This is a genomic window from Flavobacterium notoginsengisoli, from assembly GCF_042686225.1.
In the GTDB taxonomy this organism is placed as follows: Bacteria; Bacteroidota; Bacteroidia; order Flavobacteriales; family Flavobacteriaceae; genus Flavobacterium; species Flavobacterium notoginsengisoli.
On the sequence record NZ_JBHUOT010000012.1, the window covers coordinates 169,819 to 187,244 of the forward strand.

A 17,426-nucleotide genomic window follows, 5' to 3' on the forward strand; every position below is an offset into this window, starting at 1 on the left:
CAAAAAAATTACCTAATGAAATTATTGCGTTCTACCCTTTTATTATTTTTACTTTTATCTGCCTCGAGCAGTTTTGCACAAATCATACAAACGACTTTGAGTCCAAATCAGGCGCCAAAACCGCCTTCCAACTGGTCAAAAAAGAATCAATTAGGATTTGACATTTCAGAAATTGCTTTTGTCAACTGGAGTGCCGGGGGAACAAGTTCTATTTCAGGTTTATTTAAAGGTGAATTTGGAAGAACCTATGCAAAGAAAAATCATAAATGGGTAAACGAACTTATCGTAAAATATGGTTTAAATAAACAAGACGGAACCGAATTAAGAAAAACTGACGACGCTCTCCAGTTCAACTCAACTTATGGGTTCAGAAAAGATACGGCATCGAACTGGTATTATTCTTCAAAATTAAATTTCAATACACAGTTTACAAACGGTTATAACTATCCAAACAGAGACGTTGCTATCTCTAAACCTTTTGCCCCAGCTTATATCTTTCTGGGAGCCGGAGCTGAGAATGCTAATAAAGCTAAAAACAGAGTGTTTTACTTCTCTCCTATTACGTTAAAGACCACTTTAGTATTAGATCAATATCTTGCTAATCAAGGTTCTTTCGGGGTTAAAAAGGCAATTTATGCGCCAGATCCGCTAGATCCTACACAGCAAATATTAATTGAAGAAGGTCAAAAGGTAAAAGCCGAATTTGGTATTCTTTTTACTGGTTACATGAAAAACGAAATATATAAAAACGTTTTTTACGAAAACCGATTAAGTCTATATACCGATTACCTAAATAAATTCGGAAATGTCGATATCGATTATGATACTCGTTTAGACCTTGTGGTTAACGCTTACGTTAAGGCTAACATTGGAGTTCACTTAATTTATGACGACGATATTAAGACTAAAAAAGATGTTGTTGATCCAACTACAGGAACAAAAAGCCAGGTAAACGACGGACCAAGAATGCAGTTAAGACAAGTTTTGGGAGTTGGTCTGGTTTATGCTTTCAAATAATGAACACTATAAAAATAAAAAAGCATCTTTTAGAATTCTAAAAGATGCTTTTTTATTTCTGGCAAAATGTATTTAACGCTTTTTCTGCCCCTGAATTGTTTCATACAATTCCAATGCATTTCCGTCGGTAAGTAATGAAACATAATGGCAGATGTGCAATAAACGTTCATACAAATTCCCTTTATCTAAATGATGTTTTTCCGGGAGCATTTTCAAAATTAACTTGTCATAATTTGAAGCTGTTCCTTCATATTTATTATTAAAAGCAGTTATAAATTTATCCAATAACGTCTGGATAATCTGATAACCTACAATTTCTTTCTCAATTACTTCTCGGCTTTGATAGATCTTTTCAACGCTAAGTTTGATGATGTCATTCATCTGTGCTTTATATTTGCTCTTGTCAGTTAAAGCATAAGGGAATTTTCCAGCCAAAATTGCTTCTTCATTCTCAATAAAAACCTCTACCGCATCATTAATTAAAGATCCAATGGCAAGTGCACGCAGATAACTGATTCTGTCTTCTTTGGTTTCTAACGTTTTGTATTTAGCAACTCCAATATTATCTTTTACCAGTTTAATCAAATATTCTAAAGCATAATCTTCAGAAACCAAACCTAAATTTATTCCGTCTTCAAAATCAATAATAGTGTAGCAAATATCATCTGCAGCTTCAACTAAGTACGCTAAAGGATGTCTTTCAAAACCAATATTTTCTCCAGATTTATTGGCAATCATTCCCATATCTTTGGCAACTTCTTCAAAAAACAATTTATCGGATTGAAAGAAACCGTATTTTTTATCTGCTATATCATTGGTTGGCTTTTTCGGAAGACTTTCTTTTGGATATTTCATAAAAGCCCCAAGAGTTGCATACGAAATACGCAGTCCACCTTCAATTCCTGGACGGCTCGCTGTAAGAACCGAAAATCCGTTAGCATTCCCCTCAAAATCAATTAGATCCTGCCATTGTTTATCGGTTAACTGATTTCTGAATTTCTGCCCGTTTCCAATGGAAAAATATTCCCCGATTGCTTTTTCTCCGGAATGTCCAAAAGGCGGATTTCCAATATCGTGCGCCAATGAAGCTGCTGCCACAATTGCACCGAAATCGTTCATATGATAACCGTGAATTTCTTTTAAATACGGATATTTCTCAATGATTTTCTTTCCTACCAAACGTCCAAGCGAACGTCCAACAACCGAAACTTCCAAACTGTGCGTTAAACGCGTATGCACGAAATCGGTTTTAGAAAGCGGAATAACTTGTGTTTTATCTTGTAAACTTCTAAAAGCAGAGGAAAATATAATTCGGTCATAATCTACTTCAAACCCCAAACGAGTATCATCTTGTTCTACACGTAATCTTTTGCTTGTATCTCCCTGACGTTTTAAGGATAAAAGTTGTTCCCAGTTCATTTTTGAATTTTAGATTTCTGATTTTAGATTTTAGATTTTTCATCTAAACGTCAAAAATACGTTTTATTTTAGGATAAAAATAGGCACTCAATTAATTTGATTTAAGTTTTAGTGAGACCGAATTTAGTTATGATTTCGTTTCGGTTTCACTTTTGTTGGCATTCTTTTTTTTATTTGAAGCAGAAAATTTTCGGTTTCAAAATTACATCCAGTCCCGCTATCCGTTATATCTTTTCCTTGCTAAAGGAGCAAGAAAAAGGATGTCACTTCTATCGGGGCTATACGACAACTTTTAATTTTTATAAGAACTTTAGCAAATAAAAAAGCACTCCAACCAGAGTGCTTTTCATCTTTATTTAAATTGAAAACTAAAAGTTTTTAGAAACTCCCACAGAAATTGCCTGTCCTAAATTAAATTGAAATGATTTTGTTTTATAGCTATTTCCAGGAGTACCATCATAATTCATTATGTCATATTTTAATCCTCCAACGTTAAAATTCAAACCAAAACCTTTTGAGACATTAATAAAAAGAGCCGGTGTTATACTAGCATACATTCCATCACTATCAGTATAATACCTGCCAGACGCAATTGTATTTATCTGTCTTCTGTTTTGATAGCCAACACCCAAATCTGCATAGGCTGAAAAAGTATTATTTAAAGCTTTGGTATAACGCAAAAAACCTCCTAAAGAATAAGCATTGTCTTTATATTGACTTTCGGTGTAAAAATTCTGTTTGGTATTTGTAAAATTAGCTTCAACACCTGCTGTCCAATTTTCATGAAACTGATATCCAATTTTGGGTTGAAGATTAATGGTATTTTGTTTACTTTCTCCAAGTGAAGTAGAAGTGTTAGTAGAATAATAAGTTACGCTTCCCATAACTAAAATTGATCCTTTTTGAGCATTTGCAAAGCTAAAAACAAACAATGCAAGAACAACTAATATTTTTTTCATCGTATCTGTTTTAGATTAGAAGTTCTTTGAAACACCTATAGAAAATGCACGCCCTAGAGTAAAATTTAAGGTTTTTACATCTCTCCCGTTATTATCATAACTCAAGGTATTATAACCTAATCCACCTATATTAAAGTTCAAACCGAAACCTTTGTGAACATTAATAAATATAGCTGGCGTAACGTTAACATACATTCCGTCTCCTTTTTCCTCGTCCAATGGAAATGAAGGAGAATTAACTGTTTCTTTTCTACTTTGAAAACCAAGACCTAAATCGGTATAAAATGAAAAAGTTTCATTCAACGGTTTAGAATAACGAATAAACCCGCCAGCTGAAAAATTAGTAGTTTTTTGCAGTGTAACATTCTCATCCTGATTTTTAAAAGTTCCTATATTGGCTTCTAGACCTGCCGTCCAATTTTCATGAAATTGATATCCAACCTTAGGTAAAAAACCAAAATAGTCTCGGGTATTATCGCCTAATGGATAAGAGGTTTTTTGAGAATTATATTCAATACTTCCCATAACTAAAACAGACCCTTTTTGGGCATTTGCATAACTACACACAGCTAGTGCAAGAACAAGTAACATTTTTTTCATAATTGTTTGTATTTAAATTCATACGTATTTCACAACTATAATGCCACTATTTTTAACCGTTCTAAACTAAATCATTAAAGAATTAACTACCAATTGTTTAATCCTAAAAAAAATAAAACTCATTTTTCATTAAACAAAAAAGCACCCCAAACAGGAGTGCTTCTGAAATTGAATTTATAAAATTTAAAATTAGAAGTTTTTAGAAACTCCAATATTAACTGTTTTACCAAAGTTGAAATAGAAACTATTAACATCTGGTCCGTTGTTATCATAGCTTAATGTTTCGTATCCTAAACCTCCAATGCTGAAGTTAAGACCAAAACCTTTTTTCATATTGATGAAAAGTGCAGGAGTTACGCCGGCATAGAAACCGTCTGCTTTAGATTCGCTTGCACCTACTGCTGAATTTACTTTATTCTTTTCATTTTGGAAACCAGCTCCTAAATCAGCAAATACAGAAAAGGTTTCACTCAACGGGACAGCATAACGTAAAAATGCACCCGCTTTAAAATTATTAATTTTTGATTCTGTAATACCTTCAAATTCACTTTTTGAAGAAGCAACAACAAACTCCCCTCCAACAGTCCAGTTATCGTTAAACTGATAACCAACTCTGGGAGAAAAATTAAACTGATTGTTTTTGTTTTTTCCTGTTTGAAATTCTCTATTAGTTGAAGTATAACCAATATTTCCACCGACTAAAACCGTTCCCTTTTGGGCATTTGCAAAGCCAAATACTGACAGTGCAAGAATAAGTAGCATTTTTTTCATGTTTAATGTTTATTTAAGATTTCATAGATAAACAACAATTTAAATACCAGCATAAATCAGTAATAATTTTCTTAGCAATTAATTAATAACGCTCTAGTATTAAAGGGTGAAAAATCAAAATAATAACAAGAAATAGTTAAAAAAAAAGCATCCGCTGTAGCGGATGCTTTCTGAAATTGAATTTATAAAACTTAAGATTAGAAGTTTTTAGAAATCCCGATATTAAATGTTTTACCGAAATTGAAGTAGAAATTACTGTAGTCTTCTCCATTGTCATCATAGCTTAATGTTTCGTATCCTAAACCACCAATGCTGAAGTTAAGACCAAAACCTTTTTTCATGTTGATGAAAAGCGCCGGAGTTACATCTACATAAACACCATCTCCTTTGTATCTTACATAACTATTATTAGCAGCATAATCTTTATTCTTTACCGATTGGAAACCTGCTCCCATATCAGCAAAAACAGAAAAAGTCTGGCTTAATGATTTCGTATAACGTACAAAACCTCCAGTTCTAAATTTATTGTCTTTGTATTTTTCAGTTGGATTCTCAACATCAGTTGAGCTTAATGAAAGTTCTCCTCCAACTGTCCAGTTTTCGTGAAATTGGTAACCTACTTTAGGAGAGAAAGTAAAAGTACTTGCTTTAGCCTCGCTAAATCTGAATTCTGATTTTTCAGAAGTGTAACCAATGTTTCCACCAACTAAGATTGTTCCTTTTTGTGCATTTGCAAAACTGCAGATAGCCAAAGCTGCCATCACTAAAATTTTTTTCATGATTTGGGTTTATTTTAATTTTAGCATTCCTTTAACAATAACAATGCCGTGAATAAAGGTCTTTATGATTTTTTTAATAATTACTTTAGAAGGCAAAATGTAGCAATCGAAACTATTTCTGTTTACTTTTGTAACAAATAAAAAGTCATGTCGATAGAAGTAAACAGCATATCAAAAAGTTACGGAGAGCAAAAAGCTTTAAATGAAATTTCTTTTAAAATTGAGAAAGGAGAAATCGTAGGATTTCTTGGTCCCAACGGAGCTGGAAAATCTACTTTGATGAAAATTTTGACCACATATTTACTTGCCGATAGTGGCTCAGCCCTTGTAAATGGTCACGATGTCATGACAAATGCAAAAGAAGTACAACGCTCTATTGGGTATTTACCAGAGCATAATCCGCTATATTTGGATTTGTATGTTCGTGAGTATTTGGCTTTTAATGCTGATGTTTACAACGTACAAAAATCAAGAATTGAAGAAGTTATTCAACTGACAGGACTGACACCAGAAAGCCATAAAAAAATTAGTCAGCTTTCTAAAGGATACCGCCAGCGTGTGGGACTTGCGAATGCTTTACTACATAATCCTGATGTTTTAATTTTGGATGAACCAACTACAGGTCTGGATCCGAATCAGTTAATGGAAATTCGAAATGTGATCAAAAATGCGGGGAAAGATAAAACTGTTTTTTTATCCACTCACATCATGCAGGAAGTCGAAGCTATCTGTGACCGTGTCATAATTATTGACAAAGGACAAATCGTTGCCGACAATAAACTAGACCATTTGGTTACCACGGATAAAGAACAAGTTGTTGAAGTTGAGTTTGATTACAAAGTAGAAGAACAGCTTTTAGCTAAATTAGAAAACATTTCTTCTTATGTCAATACACATGACATGACCTGGGAATTAACCTTCATCACCGATAAAGATATGCGTCCTGCCATTTTTGATTTTGCAAATGAAAATGGTTTAAAAACTTTACAACTGAATCAAAAAAATAAAAACCTGGAGGCTGTTTTTAGAGAAATAACCAAATAAAAATATAGTCTATACTCTTATATTTACTAAAAAAGAGGCCTGTTTTTAAATAAAAACAGGCCTCTTTCCTATTTCATTTCATTACTTTTCCTTTATAAATCAACAAATTAATGATTTTTCATTAAAAATAAACGTTGTTTTTATTTAGACTTATTATAAATAGTTATATCTTTGGCAAATCAAAATATAAATGCCACAAGTATGTTACGTACATTCCACACCATTAAAAAAAACATTTCTGCAGTTTTAATTTACGCATCAAGTCTTCAAAAGAAGTTTTCCAATCAATTAGAAAAAATTGTGTTGCAATAAATTTCTAATTAAAAAACTTAAAAAAGATTACTTCCTAAATCCTGATTTAGAAAGTGCCAAAATTTAAACAAAATGAAAAATATTATAACGTCCATTATGCTTGCTTTTTCGGTATATGGATTTTCTCAGGAAAAAGAAAAAAATGACAGCATTGTTGAAACCACTATAAATGCATTAGATGAAATTGTGATTAGCAAAAAGAAAGTTTTATACACACAAAAGTCAGACCGTCTTGTTTTTAATGTAGAAAACAGCATCGTTTCTGAGGGCGGAACCGCGCTTGATGTATTATCACGTGCGCCAGGCGTTGTGGTGTCTCAGGACGGCGATTTGTCTATTCGTGGACAACAAGGTGTTGCTGTTATGATTAATGGCAAACTGACACAGCTTTCGCAGAAAGAATTAGCTAATTACTTAAAAGCTACTACCTCATCCAATATTAAACAAATTGAAGTTATTACTAATCCTTCTTCTAAATATGATGCTGCAGGTAAAGCCGGAATTATCAATATTATTCTAAAGAAGCCAAATGCTTCTGGATTAAAAGGAACAGCCTTTACGAGTTATGGCCGAGGTAGAAAAAACAGAACAAATTCTGGATTCAATTTAAATTATAATAAAGAAAAATGGGGCGTTTTTGGAAACTACAGTTATACTTTCCGAGGCGAAGAAGAACATAAAGAATTCAATCAAGTTCAGTTTACAGATCAGACGCGTCAAGAAATTGCCAGCAAAAATCATCAGACATCCATTACAGATGAGCCTTTGACTTCTAACAATTTCAAAATTGGAACACAGTATGAAGTTTCTCCTAAAACCAATTTAGAAGTCTATGTTGATGCCAAAATTGGCCGTTATCAAAATATGGCTAACGGGACAAATACGGTTGTAAACACAGCCAATCAACCTATTTTTGATGCTGTTACTTATAACGACAGTAAAGAAAAATGGTTTGATTACACGTATGCTTTTTCTGGAGTTCACAAATTTAATACCGAGGGAAAAAACATGACTTTTGATTTTGAATATGAAACTTCAAAATTTAGATCAAATCAGTTTCAAAGCGCTGATAATACAGCTAATGCAACGACTGTAAACGATCGTCGTGGTTATATTCCTTCTCAGTTAAAAGTATTTACAGGAAAAGTTGATTTTGTAAATCCGTTTAAAGAAAAACAATCTCTAGAATGGGGTTTCAAGGCCAGCATTAAAAATAACGACAATCCTTCTGTTTACGAATATTACGATAACAATCAATGGTTAATCGATTTTAATTCGACCAATCATTTTGAATATAACGAGCAGATTTATGCCGCTTACGCGAATTATAAATATCAGTTAGAAAAATTAAACATTCAAGCTGGTTTAAGAACTGAATACACGGCAATCGATATTGATCAGAAAACATTAAATGAACAGCATAAAGATGATTATTTAAAATGGTTTCCAAGCCTTTCTTTAAAATATGAATTTACCAGCAATCATTCTGCTCACGCTTCTTACAGCAAAAGAATCAACAGACCTAGTCAGTTTGATTTGAATCCGTTCCGTTTCTATGACGATTCCTTCAATTATTCACAGGGAAATCCTAATTTGATTCCTGAGATTACACATGCAATGGAAATTGGTTACGCCTGGAAAAGTAATTTTATGGCTTCGGTTTATTTCAATAGTACAAAAAATGTCTTTACTGAAGTTTATAATTATAACCCAGACACTAATACGACAATTACGACTCAGATCAATGTTGACAAGTCTTATAATTATGGAGTAAACATTACCAATACTACCGAATTAAATAAATGGTGGTCTGTAAATACTTTATTTAATGTTTTTGAAAACAAATTTGCGGGGAATGTCTTAAACAGTTCCACCATTGATCCCATCATGACTTTAAATGTAAGCGTACAGAATTCGTTTACCATTACCGATACCTGGAAAGCCGAAGGAAATGCACAATATCAATCTAAATCTAATCTGGGTGTTTACCAGCGAGATGGTTTCTTTGATTTCAGCATCGGAATTTCGAAACAAGTTTTAGCTAAAAAAGGAAACATCAAACTGAATTTTACCGATGTTTTCAATACCAATAATTTCTACATCAAATCTGTAGTTGCGCAGACTAGTATTGACAAGAGATATGACCTCGACAATCGTATTGCGACAATTGCATTTACATACCGTATATAAAAGTTTCGTTCTTTAAATACCTTGTTTTTTGTTTTTTTTTGTGTTAGTTAAGAGCCTGTTCCTTCAAACAGGCTCTTCTATATTTTAGAAATTATCATCAATAATATTCTTCATTACTTCCATTACAATCTTAATATCTTCTTCAGTTGTTCTCCAGTTTACAAATGAAGCTCGTATGCCTTTTTTATTTTGATAAAAAGTTGGTGTCATAAATACTTTTCCAGTATCATTTAGCTTCGTTAAAAACTCATTCACTTTATCCTGATTTTCATTTCCTTTTAAAGTAAAACAAACATTATTCAGTCGAATTGGAGCTAAAAGTTCAAATCTTCCATCATCAACCAGTGCATTTGCAAAATGAAGCGCCAGTAAATTACTTTTTTCAATTAAATCCTGAAAACCTTCTTTTCCATAAGCCACTAGAGAAAACCAAACCGGAAGCGCTCTTAAACGACGTGAATTTTCAGGAACTACATTGAGATAATTAAAATTCTCCAAAGCGTTTCCTAGATAGGGAGCATTTGAGTTTTGAAACGTTTCAATCTGCAGATTAATGTGTTCTTTTTTAATCAAATAAAAAGCACTTTCATAAGGCACATTCAACCATTTATGACAATCAATCGTAATACTGTCTGCTCCTTCCCAACCTTTTACATAATGTTTGTATTTCTCAGAAACCGCAGCAAATCCTCCAAAAGCCCCATCAATATGCCACCAGAAATTGTATTTTCCTTTTAGTTTTACAATCGCTTCAAAATCATCAAAATCTGCTGTGTTTACAGTCCCAGCACTCGAAATTAGAATAAAAGGTTTTCCATTTAAAGCTTTGATTTTTTCTTCTAAATCTGCAATATCCAAAGCTTCACGATTGCCTTCAATAGTTTTTACAACCGTATAATTCTGGCTTCCGATTCCTAACATCGATAATGATTTTACAGAAGAAGAATGCGGAGTTGCCGTTAGAATATTAATGGTTTCTGAAATTCCGTTTTTAGCAAAATCCTTTCCAAACTGTTTTCCAAACCATTGTCTGGCGACAGCTAAACTGGTAAAATTAGACATAGTTGCTCCCGTTACAAATCCACCTAAGAAGGAATTGGGAAGTTCTAATAGTTGGAGTAATAAATTAATAGTTTCAAACTCTATTAAAGCCGAATTCCCACCCTGCGATGTTACCGATTGTGTATTTTGATCATAAACCGATGCCAGCCAATCGCCAACAATAGAAGCCGGTGTTGAACCGCCAGTTACAAATCCCCAATAACGTGACCCAGGAGACGAAACTAGTAAAGGTGCCAATCGTTCTTTAAACTCTTTTAAAGCTTCTTCAGAACCTATGCCTAATTCATTCAAACTCCGTTTTGCATCAATTGTATTCTTGTTTGAAGTTGGTATATTCTCTAGATTATTCAGGAAAGCTATTCCTTCTCGTTTTGCCTTTTCTAAGATATTTTCAAAATTGTGTAGGTCGTGTTGTAATATTGAATTCATAGTATAGAGTATTTAATCTTCGAGTTGTCAGGCTGAGCGTCCCGAAACCTCGGGAGAAGCCATTCAACATGAGACAAGTTGTTTTTAGTATTTTTTAAAGAATTAAAGTTTTATAGAAAAGCTACCATTTAGTTTTTTCAGAGAATCTTGAAACCATCATAGAACAGATTACATCTCCGTTGGCATTTAATAAAGTCGCAATTGGATCAACTAACGTTCCGAGAATCATGGCAACCGGAAGTGCTTGTTCCATCGGAAAACCATAAACGGTTATGGCTAAGATTTCACCAATATAACCTCCGTTTGGAATTCCTCCCTCAACAATGGAAACTATTACAGTAATTCCGAGCGCTAAAAGAATCGTCATCGGATCTGAAAAATCTTTTCCAAACATGGCAAACAAAAAAGTTATTTTTAAGATGGATGACATACTCGAACCGTCTTTATGCAAAGGCGCTCCAAGCGGAATTACCAAATTACGAACATGTGCCGGAATTCCCATTTTTTCTGCTGCTTCTAAATTGGCTGGAATCGTGGCAATACTGCTGCAAGTTCCAACTGCAGTTAACGACGGAGTTATATTATTCCTCCAAAAAACTTTAAAAGCTCTTTTTCCACCAGCCACAAATGCATATAAACTAAAAAACACAAAGAAATAGAAAATGCAGGCACCATAATAAACCGCCATTGGTTTTGCATAAACTCCCAGTAATTGTGGCCCAAAAATTCCAACCTGATAGGCAAAATAAGCTCCTAAACCAATTGGCGCAAACTTCATGATGATGTTCAAAAGTTGTTTCATTACTTCGTTTCCTGAATCTAAGAAACTCTTAAAAGCACTTCCTTTTTCTCCTGATTGCAATGTGGCAAAACCCACTAAAAAAGAGAAAATAATCAATGCCAGCATGCTTTTTCGGGATAATAATTCGAAGAAATCATTGGCTGTAAGCAGTTTTGCTATCTGATCTCCTGCCGATTCTGAGGTTACTTCTTCAAAGGGAACTTTTGCAATCGCAATATCTTCATGAATTGGAAAAAGATAAACAGCACAAATCATCACAATTGCCGAAATCAGAATTGTACCGAGAAAAACCAACAACATGATAACAAACAATTTTCCCAGTTTTTCTGTTCTTTCCAAATTAGCAATCGAAGAACCAATTGTAAAAAAGATAAGAGGAATAATCGCTGTAAAAAGTAAATTTAGGAATATATCGCCAAGCGGTTTTATGATCAAAACATCTTCTCCAAACACCAATCCGAAAATACTTCCAATTATAATTCCGCCAAGAAGCCATAAAATACTGCTGTAATTCTGCAAAAAATTGATTTTCTTAACTTCCATAATGATACAAGGATTTAGAATTCAGCAATATTTATATTTTTTAAACACATAGAAACATAGTTCCCTTTGTCTATAAAGGCATTTCACTTATTTAAACAAACATAGCTATGTGTGAAAAATGTATTTTTCTTTTAATTCTTATCAACTAAAATTAAAAAAATCTATGTTTCTATGTGTTTAAAAATTTCTTCTATTTCTCCAGAACAATAGTCGTAAAAGCTCTGTCAACCAATTCGCCGGTTTTGCTTTTTACTTGTTCTGTCTGTGTTTCCGTATAAACAATTTTAAAAACCGATTTTTTGATTAATTCCTGCGCTTTTTCAGTACTGTACAATTCAAATTCAAATTGCGTAAAAGGCAGTTTTTTCATAAAATCTTCTTCGGCAAATGTCAAACAGAAATTTCCATTTGGTTTTAAAACCCTGTAGATTTCTGAAAGTAATTCTTCAGGTTTTTGCCAGAAATAAATCGTATTTACGGTGAAAATTTTATCAAATAATTCAGCTTCAAACGGAATAGTATTTCCATCATAAAGTGAAAAGAAAGCTTGTTTTTGAGAAACAAAATTTCGATTGATCTGTCGGGCTTCCTGAAACATCAGTTCTGACATTTCCAAACCGTAATATTTTAGCTTTTCAGCTTGTTCAAACAAAAACTCAACGTGGCCTGCGTTGCCGTGGCCTAGTTCTAAAATTCTGTTTTCGTTTGAAATATTTAGATTCAGAATCGAATGTTTGGTCATATTGATGTTCGTTTCGTTCATCATATTGCCCATTTCAATTCCTTTTTCTCCCGATGGATGTTTTAATTGAGAGGCTATGGCTTGTAGTTCTTCTTGTTTCATGGTGCGAAAATTTAAGTATCTAAATTAAACAAAATCCAAATTCGAAGAGTTTTTTTGTCATTCTGAGGAACGAAGAATTACACTCGCATGTCTACAAAGATTGGACGACATACTTTGCGGAATTTCTAGTGTGATTCTTCGTTCCTCAGAATGACAAACTGTATGCAGATTAAAAAACCTGACTCGCAATCTGACGAATATTCTCAGATTTCCCCATTGAATAATAGTGTAAAAACGGAACTCCCGCGGCTTTTAATTCTAATGACTGCTGAACCGCCCATTCGATTCCGACTTGTTTGATTTCAGCGTTATTTTTGCATTTGTCTACAGCATCGATTAAATCTTCCGGTAAATCGATTCTGAAAATTTGCGGTAAAACCTGTAAATGTCTTTGAACTGCAATTGGTTTAATTCCCGGAATAATCGGAATGGTAATGCCCATTTCTCTGGCTTTTTCTACAAAGGCAAAATATTTAGCATTGTCAAAAAACATTTGTGTTACTACATAATCAGCTCCTGCGTCTACTTTTTCTTTTAATCTTTTTAAATCAGATTGTAAAGATGGTGATTCTAAATGTTTTTCAGGATATCCCGCAACGCCAATACAGAAATCTGCTTTATTATCAGCATCGATTACTTCGTGAAGGTATTGCCCACAGTTTAAATCTTTAATTTGTTTAACCAAATCAATTGCATAATGATTTCCTCCCGCTTTTGGCACAAAAGATTGCTCGTCTTTCATCGCATCTCCGCGAAGCGCCATTACGTTGTTGATTCCTAAATAATGACAGTCAACCAGCATGTATTCGGTTTCTTCTTTAGTGAAACCACCGCAAAGCAAATGCGGCACCGTATCTACATTGTATTTGTGTTTTATAGAAGCGCAAATTCCAAGCGTTCCTGGACGCATACGAGTTAGTTTTTTATCCAAAAGTCCGTTACCTTTATCAATATAAATGTACTCTTCACGAGAAGTCGTCACATCAATAAACGGCGGATTAAACTCCATCAACGGATCAATATTATCGTATAATTCCTGAATGCTTTTCCCCTTTTGAGGCGGAATAATTTCAAATGAGAATAATGTTTTTCCTTTGGCGTTTTCTATATGTTCTGTTACTTTCATTTTTTGTTTTTTGTTTCAAGTTTCAGGTTCCAAGTTTCAAGTTCTCTACTGTAACTTGAAACTTGAAACCTGAAACAAAAATAACTTTTCGTTAATCTGCTATATTAGGGTTTAACCACTTCATTGCATAATCAGTTGGAACATTGCGTCGTTTGGCGTAATCTACAACCTGATCTTCTTTTATTTTTCCGAGTCCGAAATATCGGCTTTTTGGGTTTCCGAAATAATATCCTGAAACCGATGAAGCTGGCCACATTGCCATACTTTCTGTCAACGTAACTCCAATTTCTTCGGCTACATTTAAAAGTTTCCAGATTGTTGGCTTTTCCAAGTGATCTGGACAAGCCGGATAACCTGGCGCCGGACGAATTCCTTTATAACTTTCTTTAATCAATTCTTCATTGGTTAAAGATTCTTCTGAATCGTAACCCCAGAAATCTTTACGAACTCTTTCGTGAAGATATTCGGCGAAAGCCTCAGCAAAACGATCGGCAAGTGCTTTTACCATAATCGAATTATAATCGTCTAAGTTCTTTTCGTATTCCGCTGCCCATTCGTCAACACCAAAACCAGTTGTTACGCAGAAAGCTCCCATATAATCTTCTATTCCGCTGTCTTTTGGCAGAATAAAATCGGCTAAAGCGATGTTCGGCGCGCCTTTTGTTTTTTGTGATTGCTGACGAAGCGTTAAGAATTTCTCCAGAACTTTTCCGTTTTCATCACGCAATTCGATATCGTCGTCGTCAACCTGATTCGCAGGGAAAATTCCGTAAATACCTTTTGCTTTAAGTTTTTTCTCTTCCAGAATTACTTTCAACATCGCTTGAGCATCGTTAAAAACAGATGTCGCTTGTTCTCCCACAACCTCATCCGTTAAAATTGCTGGATATTTTCCGTACAATTCCCAAGTCTGGAAAAACGGCGTCCAGTCGATATATGGAACCAAAACATCCAATTCAACTTCGACAATTTGTTTGCCAATTACTTTAGGTTTAGTCGGTGTATATTCCGACCAATCCAATGGTAATTTATTTTTACGGGCATCTTCAATCGTCAGGAAGTTTTTATCTCTCGAACGGTTTAAAAATGTTTCTCTAAAAGAATCGTATTCTGCACGAATATCTGCCGCATATATTTTTCTATTATGATCTAACAGATTTCCTGCAACGGTAACGGCTCTAGAAGCATCGTTAACGTGAATTACAGTTTCTCTGTATTGAGGCGCAATTTTCACGGCCGTATGGGCACGGGAAGTTGTTGCCCCGCCAATCATAATCGGGATTTTAATTCCTTGTTTGTCTAATTCTTTGGCCAAATACACCATTTCGTCAAGCGAAGGTGTAATCAATCCACTTAAACCGATGATGTCAACATTGTGTTCAATCGCAGCCGAAATAATTTTTTCCGGAGGAACCATAACACCAAGATCTACAATCTCGTAATTGTTACAAGCCAAAACCACCGAAACGATGTTTTTACCAATATCGTGAACGTCGCCTTTTACGGTTGCCATCAGGATTTTTCCGTTTCCTTGTTTGTCTCCCGCTTGTTTGCTCGCTTCGATAAAAGGCAATAAATAAGCCACCGCTTTTTTCATTACACGAGCCGATTTTACCACCTGAGGCAGGAACATTTTTCCGCTTCCGAATAAATCTCCAACCACATTCATTCCCGTCATCAAATTGATTTCGATAACTTCAATTGGTTTTGTTGCTGCCAAACGTGCTTCTTCAACATCTTCTTCAATAAAAGCATCAATTCCTTTTACCAATGAATGTGTAATACGCTCCTGAACCGTTCCAAAACGCCATTCTTGAACCGCTTTTTCATCGCTTTTTGCTTCACCTTTTACACTTTCGGCAAAATCCAAAAGTCGTTCTGTCGCATCGTCGCGTCTATCTAAAATTACGTCTTCAACGTATTCTAATAAATCCTTCGGAATATCATCGTAAATCGTCAACATTTCAGGATTAACGATTCCCATCGTCATTCCGTTTTTAATGGCGTGGTATAAAAACACCGAGTGCATCGCTTCACGAACTGTATCGTTTCCTCTAAAAGAGAACGAAACGTTACTCACTCCACCGCTGATATGCGCGTGAGGTAAATTCTCACGAACCCATTTTGTTCCTCTAAAGAAGTCCAAAGCGTTCAATCTATGTTCTTCCATTCCAGTTGCAACCGGGAAAATATTTAAATCGAAAATAATATCCTGCGGAGGGAATCCTACTTTGTTCACCAAAATATCATACGAACGCTGACAAATCTCTACACGACGATCGTAATTATCAGCCTGACCAACTTCGTCAAAAGCCATAATAATTGCTGCTGCTCCATAACGTTTGATTAATCGCGCGTGATGAATAAATGCTTCTTCCCCTTCTTTTAACGAAATCGAGTTGACAACACTTTTTCCTTGTACTACTTTAAGACCGGCTTCGATGATTTCCCATTTCGAACTGTCGATCATAATCGGCACTCTCGAAATGTCTGGTTCTGCCGCAATTAAATTCAAAAATTTAGTCATTGCAGTAACACCGTCAAGCATTCCTTCATCCATATTAATATCGATAATTTGTGCTCCACCTTCTACCTGTTGTCTTGCAATATCAAGCGCCTCGTCATATTTCTCTTCCTTGATTAATCTTAGGAATTTTCTTGAACCTGTTACATTCGTACGCTCACCAACATTCACGAAAACACTTTCGGGCGTAATAATCAACGGTTCTAATCCTGATAATACAAGGTCTCTTCTTTTTTCTGTCATTTCTTTCTAAGTTACTGAGATTCTAAGATGCTTAGATTCTGAGTTTTTTTATTCTATCTTCTTTCCTGCAAAGTTTTTAAAACCTTGTAGGTATTTATGTTTATTATTTTGGGCGTGTCCCTCCGGGTCGGGCTATCCGTTACAAGTCCTCGCTCTTCCTTCGTCAGGCTGTGGGCTTTTCACTTCTATCCCTCACGCAGATTCGGTTTCATAAGAAATTGCTTTCCTACTTCTATTATCTATATTCGTAATCTGATTTTGACAATTCTTGAATTTCTTTCTTTTTATAAAGAATTTCCCAAATCATTTTATATAAATCTAAAAAAGGTTTTGCTTTCTTTTCATTCATTTCACTGGTATGACCCGTATAGTAACTTACATGTTTTTTATTTCCATTTGCGAAAACTACAATGCTCTCTTGAAAACTAGGATTTGTAATCCATTTTGTATCATTAGCATTCGGTTCAAACAAAATCGGCATTTCAAAAAATTTAACCCTTAAAACGAATTCATATATCTTTTCTTTTTCTTCTCTTGTCAATTCTACTTTAATAGTTTTTTCTCCATCATGATAATCTCTGTAAAAGCTATTATATTGAGAATTATAACTGTCAGTTGCACCATTATTAATTGTAAAATAAAAATCAGATGGAATTTCTTTTGTAAATTTTAATGAAGATTTTTCACTTCTGAAGCCAAACAAACCAAAAAGTATAAATACAACTGATATTATTTTTAATTTATTCATGGTATTAATCCTTA

General features: G+C 34.3%; 14 protein-coding genes. 3 read left to right on the top strand and 11 right to left on the bottom strand.

Annotated features, from left to right (window positions below):
* Window positions 1-15 precede the first annotated feature (15 nt).
* Window positions 16-1,017, top strand: a complete 1,002-nt coding sequence (locus ACFS3A_RS22810; RefSeq protein WP_379827877.1) for a DUF3078 domain-containing protein — start codon at window positions 16-18, stop codon at window positions 1,015-1,017.
* Window positions 1,018-1,089: 72 nt separating this feature from the next.
* Here ACFS3A_RS22810 and ACFS3A_RS22815 read toward each other — a convergent pair whose 3' ends face one another.
* The 5 genes from ACFS3A_RS22815 to ACFS3A_RS22835 all read right to left on the bottom strand — a co-directional run bounded on the left by ACFS3A_RS22815 (window position 1,090) and on the right by ACFS3A_RS22835 (window position 5,545).
* Window positions 1,090-2,436 (bottom strand): deoxyguanosinetriphosphate triphosphohydrolase, encoded by a 1,347-nt coding sequence (locus ACFS3A_RS22815; RefSeq protein WP_379827878.1) that lies wholly within the window; start codon window positions 2,434-2,436, stop codon window positions 1,090-1,092.
* Window positions 2,437-2,804: 368 nt separating this feature from the next.
* Window positions 2,805-3,395: an outer membrane beta-barrel protein gene (locus ACFS3A_RS22820; RefSeq protein ID WP_379827879.1), complete on the bottom strand. Its 591-nt coding sequence runs from the start codon at window positions 3,393-3,395 to the stop codon at window positions 2,805-2,807.
* Window positions 3,396-3,410: 15 nt separating this feature from the next.
* The gene (locus ACFS3A_RS22825) at window positions 3,411-3,995 is read right to left on the bottom strand and encodes an outer membrane beta-barrel protein (protein WP_379827880.1); all 585 of its coding nucleotides are present in this window, start codon (window positions 3,993-3,995) and stop codon (window positions 3,411-3,413) included.
* 189 nt (window positions 3,996-4,184) lie between these two features.
* Complete coding sequence (locus ACFS3A_RS22830) at window positions 4,185-4,757, bottom strand: outer membrane beta-barrel protein (protein ID WP_379827881.1); 573 nt, start codon at window positions 4,755-4,757, stop codon at window positions 4,185-4,187.
* Window positions 4,758-4,963: 206 nt separating this feature from the next.
* Complete coding sequence (locus tag ACFS3A_RS22835) at window positions 4,964-5,545, bottom strand: outer membrane beta-barrel protein (protein ID WP_379827882.1); 582 nt, start codon at window positions 5,543-5,545, stop codon at window positions 4,964-4,966.
* Window positions 5,546-5,692: 147 nt separating this feature from the next.
* Here ACFS3A_RS22835 and gldA point away from each other — a divergent pair, with 147 nt between their 5' ends.
* Together gldA and ACFS3A_RS22845 are read left to right on the top strand one after the other, a co-directional pair.
* Window positions 5,693-6,589 carry a gliding motility-associated ABC transporter ATP-binding subunit GldA gene (gene gldA, locus ACFS3A_RS22840; RefSeq protein ID WP_379827883.1) on the top strand — a complete coding sequence of 299 codons (897 nt, stop codon included), beginning with the start codon at window positions 5,693-5,695 and terminating at the stop codon, window positions 6,587-6,589.
* Window positions 6,590-6,973: 384 nt separating this feature from the next.
* Window positions 6,974-9,091 carry a TonB-dependent receptor domain-containing protein gene (locus ACFS3A_RS22845; protein WP_379827884.1) on the top strand — a complete coding sequence of 706 codons (2,118 nt, stop codon included), beginning with the start codon at window positions 6,974-6,976 and terminating at the stop codon, window positions 9,089-9,091.
* A gap of 84 nt (window positions 9,092-9,175) precedes the next feature.
* Here the strand turns inward: ACFS3A_RS22845 and ACFS3A_RS22850 are convergent, their stop codons facing one another.
* From ACFS3A_RS22850 to ACFS3A_RS22875, 6 genes are all read right to left on the bottom strand, one after another.
* Window positions 9,176-10,582, bottom strand: coding sequence for a pyridoxal phosphate-dependent decarboxylase family protein (locus tag ACFS3A_RS22850; RefSeq protein WP_379827885.1), 1,407 nt, complete (start codon window positions 10,580-10,582; stop codon window positions 9,176-9,178).
* A gap of 121 nt (window positions 10,583-10,703) precedes the next feature.
* Window positions 10,704-11,927 carry a dicarboxylate/amino acid:cation symporter gene (locus tag ACFS3A_RS22855; protein ID WP_379827886.1) on the bottom strand — a complete coding sequence of 408 codons (1,224 nt, stop codon included), beginning with the start codon at window positions 11,925-11,927 and terminating at the stop codon, window positions 10,704-10,706.
* A gap of 190 nt (window positions 11,928-12,117) precedes the next feature.
* On the bottom strand, window positions 12,118-12,771 hold the full coding sequence (locus ACFS3A_RS22860; RefSeq protein ID WP_379827887.1) for a class I SAM-dependent methyltransferase: 654 nt from the start codon (window positions 12,769-12,771) through the stop codon (window positions 12,118-12,120).
* A 169-nt stretch (window positions 12,772-12,940) separates the two neighbouring features.
* Complete coding sequence (gene metF / locus ACFS3A_RS22865; protein ID WP_121362442.1) at window positions 12,941-13,897, bottom strand: methylenetetrahydrofolate reductase [NAD(P)H]; 957 nt, start codon at window positions 13,895-13,897, stop codon at window positions 12,941-12,943.
* A gap of 91 nt (window positions 13,898-13,988) precedes the next feature.
* On the bottom strand, window positions 13,989-16,664 hold the full coding sequence (gene metH / locus ACFS3A_RS22870) for a methionine synthase (protein WP_379827888.1): 2,676 nt from the start codon (window positions 16,662-16,664) through the stop codon (window positions 13,989-13,991).
* Window positions 16,665-16,899: 235 nt separating this feature from the next.
* On the bottom strand, window positions 16,900-17,412 hold the full coding sequence (locus tag ACFS3A_RS22875) for a hypothetical protein (protein ID WP_379827889.1): 513 nt from the start codon (window positions 17,410-17,412) through the stop codon (window positions 16,900-16,902).
* Window positions 17,413-17,426: the final 14 nt, after the last annotated feature.

Coding starts and splice junctions, on each gene's coding strand:
- ACFS3A_RS22810 (WP_379827877.1), top strand. CDS start 16: ATGAAATTATTGCGTTCTACCCTTTTATTATTTTTACTTTTATCTGCC.
- ACFS3A_RS22815 (WP_379827878.1), bottom strand. CDS start 2,436: ATGAACTGGGAACAACTTTTATCCTTAAAACGTCAGGGAGATACAAGC.
- ACFS3A_RS22820 (WP_379827879.1), bottom strand. CDS start 3,395: ATGAAAAAAATATTAGTTGTTCTTGCATTGTTTGTTTTTAGCTTTGCA.
- ACFS3A_RS22825 (WP_379827880.1), bottom strand. CDS start 3,995: ATGAAAAAAATGTTACTTGTTCTTGCACTAGCTGTGTGTAGTTATGCA.
- ACFS3A_RS22830 (WP_379827881.1), bottom strand. CDS start 4,757: ATGCTACTTATTCTTGCACTGTCAGTATTTGGCTTTGCAAATGCCCAA.
- ACFS3A_RS22835 (WP_379827882.1), bottom strand. CDS start 5,545: ATGAAAAAAATTTTAGTGATGGCAGCTTTGGCTATCTGCAGTTTTGCA.
- gldA (WP_379827883.1), top strand. CDS start 5,693: ATGTCGATAGAAGTAAACAGCATATCAAAAAGTTACGGAGAGCAAAAA.
- ACFS3A_RS22845 (WP_379827884.1), top strand. CDS start 6,974: ATGAAAAATATTATAACGTCCATTATGCTTGCTTTTTCGGTATATGGA.
- ACFS3A_RS22850 (WP_379827885.1), bottom strand. CDS start 10,582: ATGAATTCAATATTACAACACGACCTACACAATTTTGAAAATATCTTA.
- ACFS3A_RS22855 (WP_379827886.1), bottom strand. CDS start 11,927: ATGGAAGTTAAGAAAATCAATTTTTTGCAGAATTACAGCAGTATTTTA.
- ACFS3A_RS22860 (WP_379827887.1), bottom strand. CDS start 12,771: ATGAAACAAGAAGAACTACAAGCCATAGCCTCTCAATTAAAACATCCA.
- metF (WP_121362442.1), bottom strand. CDS start 13,897: ATGAAAGTAACAGAACATATAGAAAACGCCAAAGGAAAAACATTATTC.
- metH (WP_379827888.1), bottom strand. CDS start 16,664: ATGACAGAAAAAAGAAGAGACCTTGTATTATCAGGATTAGAACCGTTG.
- ACFS3A_RS22875 (WP_379827889.1), bottom strand. CDS start 17,412: ATGAATAAATTAAAAATAATATCAGTTGTATTTATACTTTTTGGTTTG.